Annotated in this window: 5 protein-coding genes and 1 pseudogene; 3 read left to right on the top strand and 3 right to left on the bottom strand. The window is 74.7% G+C overall.

Going from position 1 to position 6,310, the window contains the following annotated elements:
- The first annotated feature begins 25 nt into the window (after positions 1–25).
- Positions 26–1,051: a phytoene/squalene synthase family protein gene (locus tag HET64_RS34950; RefSeq protein WP_215111271.1), complete on the top strand. Its 1,026-nt coding sequence runs from the start codon at positions 26–28 to the stop codon at positions 1,049–1,051.
- Complete coding sequence (locus tag HET64_RS34955) at positions 1,048–2,076, top strand: DUF5914 domain-containing protein (protein WP_215111267.1); 1,029 nt, start codon at positions 1,048–1,050, stop codon at positions 2,074–2,076. The genes HET64_RS34950 and HET64_RS34955 overlap by 4 nt, the downstream gene beginning before the upstream one ends.
- 36 nt (positions 2,077–2,112) lie before the next feature.
- Here HET64_RS34955 and HET64_RS34960 read toward each other — a convergent pair whose 3' ends face one another.
- Genes HET64_RS34960 through HET64_RS34970 form a run of 3 tightly spaced genes read right to left on the bottom strand, consistent with a single transcriptional unit; the run spans position 2,113 to position 5,632 of the window.
- Positions 2,113–3,672 carry an NAD(P)/FAD-dependent oxidoreductase gene (locus HET64_RS34960; protein ID WP_215111268.1) on the bottom strand — a complete coding sequence of 520 codons (1,560 nt, stop codon included), beginning with the start codon at positions 3,670–3,672 and terminating at the stop codon, positions 2,113–2,115.
- A complete protein-coding gene (locus tag HET64_RS34965; RefSeq protein ID WP_215111269.1) occupies positions 3,669–4,397 on the bottom strand; it encodes a methyltransferase domain-containing protein in 729 nt (242 codons plus the stop codon). The genes HET64_RS34960 and HET64_RS34965 overlap by 4 nt, the downstream gene beginning before the upstream one ends.
- Positions 4,394–5,632: a lycopene cyclase family protein gene (locus HET64_RS34970; RefSeq protein ID WP_215111270.1), complete on the bottom strand. Its 1,239-nt coding sequence runs from the start codon at positions 5,630–5,632 to the stop codon at positions 4,394–4,396. Before HET64_RS34970 ends, HET64_RS34965 begins: the two co-directional genes overlap by 4 nt.
- 301 nt (positions 5,633–5,933) lie before the next feature.
- On the opposite strand from HET64_RS34970, the pseudogene HET64_RS34975 reads away from it, so the two are divergent.
- Positions 5,934–6,310: pseudogene (locus HET64_RS34975) on the top strand (hypothetical protein); the annotation flags it as partial.

Consider the following 6,310-nt stretch of genomic DNA (forward strand, 5'->3'; position numbering starts at 1 on the left):
CCCCCGCCCCGAGAGGTTCCCGCGCATGACCGTCCGCGAACTCGACGCAGCAGGCATCCACGACCCCGCCCTCCGAGCCGCGTACGCCCGCTGCCGCGGACTCAACGCCCACCACGGCAAGACCTACTTCCTCGCCACGCGGCTGCTCCCCGTCGACCGGCGCGCGGCCGTTCACGCCCTGTACGGCTTCGCCCGCCTGGCCGACGACATCGTGGACGAGCTGGACAGCGGCGCCACCCCCGGGGAGCGCGCCCGCGCCCTGCTCGCTCTGGAGGCCCAGTTGAAGGCGGGCCTGCGGGAGAACACGGCGACCGAGCCGGTGATCCGCGCTCTCGCGGACACCGCGCGGCGGTACGGCATCGACCACCGGCACTTCGCCGACTTCCTGACCTCGATGCGCAGCGACCTGACCGTCGAGGGGTACGCCTCCTACGAGGACCTCGGGCGGTACATGCACGGATCGGCCGCGGTGATCGGTCTGCAGATGCTGCCGGTGCTCGGCACCGTGGCACCGGGCGGGGAGGCAGCCGTGCACGCCGCCGCGCTGGGAGTCGCCTTCCAGCTGACCAACTTCCTGCGGGACGTGGGCGAGGACCTGGACCGGGGCCGGCTCTACCTGCCGGCCGACCTGCTCGCCGCGTACGGGACGGACCGGGAACGGTTCGAGTGGAGCCGCAGGACGGGGGCGCGGGACGCGCGGATCACCGACGTCCTGCGGGCCGCCGCCGCCCACAACCGGGCCGTCTACCGGAGCGCCCTGCCCGGGATCGCGATGCTCGTCCCGGCGTCGCGGCCCTGTATCCGTACGGCGTTCGTGCTGTACAGCGGCATCCTCGACGCGATCGAGTCGGACGGCTACGCGGCGGTCCACCGCCGGGCCGTCGTCCCCCGCAGACGGCGGGCGGCCGTGGCGCTCGACGGACTGGTACGGGCGGTCGCCGCACGCACCGTCGGCCGGCGGCGGAAGACCGACGGAACGGAGGACCTCGGCTTCGGGCGACACCGTCCTCGGGTCTCCGGCACCGCCGCCGTGCGGGAGGGCGCCGTATGAGCCCGGCGGGGGGACGTTCCCGGCCGGGCCGTGTCCTGGTGCGGCTGCGGCGCTCCCCCGTCCCGTGGGAGCGACAGGCTCCCACGTGGCGGGAAGCGAAACCGGCGCTGATCGCCGAGGCCCTGAAGCGTGCGCAGAGCCGGCCGTCCGGCAACTGGTACGTCATCGGAGCCTCGCGCGACCTCCCCCCGGGCCGGACTCTCGGGATCACGGTCGGTTCCACCGAGGTGGTCGCCTGGCGGGACGGCGCGGGCAGGCTCCGCGCCGGTCCGGGAGTCTGCCCGCACCTCGGGGCGCCGTTGCGCGACAGCCCCGTGCGCTGCGGCACGCTGGTGTGTCACTGGCACGGACTGGCTCTCGACGGCGGGCCGTTCGCCGGCTGGGAGCCCTGTCCGGCCTTCGACGACGGGATACTGCTCTGGGTCCGGCTCGACCGGGAGGGCGGCGGGACGCCCTCGCAGCGGCCGTACGTCCCCGTGCGTCCGCGGCTGCGGGACGCGGTGGAAACGGTGTACGCGGGCGTCGGCCGCTGCGAGCCGGAGGACGTGGTGGCCAACCGGCTCGATCCGTGGCACGGGGCGTGGTTCCACCCGTACTCCTTCGTGGACCTGACCGTGACCGCGACCCCCGCCGACGGCGCGGCGGACGGTCCGGCCGATGACGACGCGTTCACCGTCGATGTGTCCTTCAAGGTGGCCGGGCGGCTGGTGGTGCCGGTCCGGGCTCGGTTCACGGCACCGGAGCCCCGTACCGTCGTCATGCACATCGTCCGGGGCGAGGGCGCGGGGTCCGTGGTGGAGACGCACGCCACTCCCCTGGCCCCGGACGAGCGGGGCAGGCCGCGCACCGCTGTGACGGAGGCGGTCGTCGCGGCATCGGACCGTCGGGGTTTCGCGGTGGCCCGGGCCGTCGCACCGCTGCTGCGCCCTGTGATGCGTGCCTCGGCCGGGCGGTTGTGGCGCGACGACCTGGCGTACGCGGAGAGGCGCTGGGAGCTGCGCGACAGCGGGCGGTTTCCGGGCTGAGGGCGGCGCCCGTGCGCCGGCGCGCCGTGGACGGCCTCAATCGGCCCCCAGCGCGGCGAGCCGGCGCAGCACCGCCGACCGTCCGGTGCGCGGGACGGTCCACAGTGTCTGGCCCCGCACGCCCCACCGCTCCAGCAGGGCGTTCGCGGCGAGGAATCCGCTGGTGGCCGCGCGTTCCATCAGCGCCACCGGCAGCCCGGTCCGGACCATGTCCCCGGCGACGGTGACGGCGGGGTCGGGGCTGCGCACCGCGGGGCGGTCCCGGTAGCCGCCGACGGGGAACATCGGGCAGTCCGCCCGCCATGCGTGACGCTCGTCGACGACGCGGGCGCTCCGCGTCTCCGGGTAGATCCGGTGCAGTTGCCGCAGTGCCTCGGCCTGGACGGTGGTCCGGTCGGCGTCGGATGCGACCGCGTACGCGTGCAGTTCGACGACCGAGCCTCGGGTGCGCCGGGCCCAGCGGGCCGCTTCTCCCTCCCATCGGTCGAGGACGCTCACGTTGTCCAGTGGACCGTAGCCGCTGGTGCCCAGGAACCCCGGCCGGTCCCGGGCCACGGGCCGGTCGAGCCAGAGCCGGGAGACCAGGAACGCCGGTGCGGTGCGCAGCCGCGCGATCCGCGCGCGCCAGTCGGCGTCACCGAGCTCCGGTGAGGCGGCGACGACCCGGCTCAGGCCGCCGCTGTCCAGGGCGAGGACGAGGGCGTCGTAACGATCGGTGCGGTCGTCGGCGGTGATGTCGAGTCCGCCGTCCGGCCGGGGCCGCACCTCCCGGACGGGTGTCCCGGTCCGTACGCGGACGCCGTGCCCTTGGAGGTAGTGGTGCAGTGGGTCCCACAGGGCGGCGGGGAACGGCTCGTCGGGGACGTCGAAGAGCAGGCCCTCGCTGGAGCCGAGGAAGTAGATGTGGAACATCAGCACCAGTTCCGCGGCCGACAGTTCGCGTGGATCGGCGAAGAAGCTGCGCGAGAACACCTCGAACGCCAGGTGGTGGGCGGCCTCGGGGAAGCGGATCCGGTTGAGGAAGTCGGTGGCGCTGACACCGTCGAGCCGGTCGTGGACCTCGGGCACCCGCACGTCCAGCAGCGGCAGGGCGGCGCGCGGATTCATGCGGACCAGATCCCGCAGACCGAACGTGGGGCTCAGGGCCACGAATCCCATGGCGCTGAGCGGCGGGGTCCGCGGGACCCGGGCGAAGCTGTCCTGGAGACCGGAGCTGTGCCACAGCGGATAGTCGGGCAGCCGGGTCAGCGCGTCGAGGCCCGGATCGACCCGGCGCAACAGGCCGCGCAGGTTGTAGTACTGCCGGAAGAAGGCATGGAACCCGCGGCTCATCGTCACGGTCGTTCCGTCGGAGAGTTCGGTGGGCCACCCCGACAGTCGGCCCCCCAGGCTCGGTTCCCGCTCGTACAGGGTGACGCGCACGCCGCGCTCGGCCAGCAGGGTGGCCGCCGCGATCCCGGCGATGCCACCGCCGGCCACCGCCGCCGTGGGCGCCTGACCCGTGAACCGGGCGCGGCCGCCGTGGGCCGGAATCACGGCCGCCCGGCGGTCCCGGCCCGGCCCGCGCTCCGTACCACCGGCCCGGGGAAGCATCATGACCGCTCCCCCTCGCCCGGCGTGGCGCGGCCGACGAAGGTGTGGGTGATCCCGGTCTGCCAGCCGGGCAGCGGCAGCGCGCGCACGTCGGCGAACCCGTTGCGGCGCAGGCGCTCCGCGAAGGCGGGGACCGTGTCGAACTCGATGACGCTCCGCCGGAGGTGGCGGTACAGCCGCGCGTCCCCGGAGAGCCGCCCGGCAGGCTGGATGATCGTCGAGCAGACCGCGTTCCACACGGCACGGTGGACGGGGGAACCGCCGAGCGTGTACTCGTGCACGGCGAGGCGGCCATGCGGCCGGAGCAGGCCGCGCACCAGGCCGAGGATCCTGTCCGGGTCGGCGAGGTTGCGGAAGAGGTATCCGGCGAACACCGCGTCGAAAGTACCGGCCCGCAGCAGGCCGGCCAGCGCCTCGACCGGGGCGTGCACGAAGTCGACGTCCGCCGGCCAGCTCTTGGCGGCCGCCCGGTCGAGCATGCCGGCCGAGGCGTCGACGCCGGTGATCCGGGCGTTCGGAGCGACGGCGAGGAGTGCGGCCGTGGAGGCGCCCGTACCGCAGCCCAGGTCGAGGACGCGGAGCCCGCGTCCGTCCTCGGGCAGCCCCAGCCGGCGGGCGGAGCGGCGCAGATGGGCGTGGTAGCCGGGGCTCGCCGCGACGAGACGGTCGTAGGCCGCGGAACCGTGGTCGAAGGCCGCGGACAGGGCATCGCCGCGCAACAGGGTCATGAGGTGCTCTCTTCGTGGCCGGTCGGTGGGGAGGTGGACGATGGCGGGGACGGTTCGCGTCGTGCCCTGAAGGGCAGTTCGAGGACGGTGCGGAGCATGGGGGCGACCGGGGTCCGCAGACCGATCAGCAGATCCTCGTGAATCCGCGAACCGCCGTCCAGGAAGCGCAGCAGCCGGTCGCCCGGCACCCCGCGGAAAAGGCGGGTGAAGAAGTCGGCGCCGTCCACCCGGCCACTGTCCAGCGCCCGCAGCATGACCGCGTCCATCGCACGCGACCGCATCCCGTAGTGGGGAGGCAGGCGCGGGGGCCGCCCGGCCCGCAGCCGGGCAGCGACGGCCCGGCTCTGCCGCTGGACGGCGGCGAAGGTGTAGCCGGTGGAGGGACGGGTCGCTCCTCCCGCGGTGCCGATGCGGTACACCGAACGCCCTGTCCGGCGCGGGAAGTGGCCGTCCGTCATGGGGATGACCCCGTGCTCCCGCGCCGTCACCTCGAAGGTGCCGAGCCCCAGGGTCTCGTGGGTGTAGCGGTCCAGGGCACGGCGGTAGCCCTCGGCGTCCAGCGGGGCGGGCGAGAACTCGGTGTACTCGACCAGTGCGGTGTGCGGGTCGAGGGGCAGGACGTAGCCGAAGGAGAGCCCGTGTGAGGGCTGCGGTGTGCGGAAGTCCATCAGGTCCGCGGTCGCCGGGTCGAAGGCGGGACGCCCGGTCCGGACGAACCAGCCGGTGAAGTGCTGGAGCAGCGTGGTGCGGGCGGGCGGCAGCCGGTGCGGCGGACGGGAGTCGAAGACCAGGCGGCCCCGGACGCTGAGGGGCTCGCCCCGCGCGTCCCGGGCGTGGACTTCTCCGCGGCCGTCCGGGGCGTCGCCCACGGCGGTCACCGTGGCCTCGATCCGGCGGAAGCCGGGCGCGGCGGACAGCCGGCTGTCGGCCAGCGCCTCGAAGGCGTCCGAGCGGAGCATTTTGTAGCGGTACGGCGAGGGACGGGACACCGTGGGCGTCCCGTCGGCTCCCCGCACCCGGAGCTGCGGCCAGGAGGAGGCCAGGGCTCCGTCGTAGGCGCCGCCCGGAGGCTCCCAGAAGCACCAGGTCCGCGGCGGGGGCCGGAGCGGCCCGGGCGGGGCGTCGACGAGGACGACCGACAACGGAACGTCGCTCCCCGGCTCGCACAGGTGATACGCCAGGCTCAGCCCGGCCGCTCCGGCCCCCACGATGACCACATCGGGATTAGTGGACACGGATTCCTCTCGGTCGGAAGAGCGGGGACCCTCGCCGCGGCAGGAGGGCCGGCGCCCTGTCGGGGCGCTGTCGCCACGGGCGGGGAATCGGGACAGCCGCGCTCATGGCCCTCCAGGTCGGCATCGCTGTCCCGTAGCAGTCTGCCTCCGCCTTCCTCTCCAGCCGCTCGCCACACCAGCCAGGAGCCGATTTCGCCCTACGAGGTGTCAGGGACGTCGCCGCGCGCGTAATCCGACCTTCGCGGTCGCCCGTCGGCGGGGGCGGCGCGTGAGGGCCTTGTGCGAGGGGAATGACAGCGGAGTGAGACGGACGGGGCACGGGCGGGGGCGACGCGGCGGGCGACTGCCCTGCTGGTTGCGGGGACTGGTCGTCCTCGCGGCCGGATGGGGAGTCCTTCTCTGCGGTCAGCAGGTCGCCGACGGGTACGGGGCGACCAGGACGTACCGCGACGCGCCGGTCTGCGAGCCCGGGAGCCGGAGGGGCGGCGGGGACGCCGGCAAGGCGTGCGTGCGGCGCGAGACGGGCACGGTGCTCGACCGCCGGACGGGTGAGCACTGCACCTCCAACGGCACGAGCGGCGGCACGAGCGGGGGCGTCACCACGATCGGCGGCGCGGGTGGCATGGCCGCCGGCGGCAGTGCGGGCGCTGCGGTCACCGGCGGGGTGAGCTCCGGGGG

It is taken from the genome of Streptomyces sp. McG3, from assembly GCF_018619185.1.
Classification (GTDB): Bacteria; Actinomycetota; Actinomycetes; order Streptomycetales; family Streptomycetaceae; genus Streptomyces.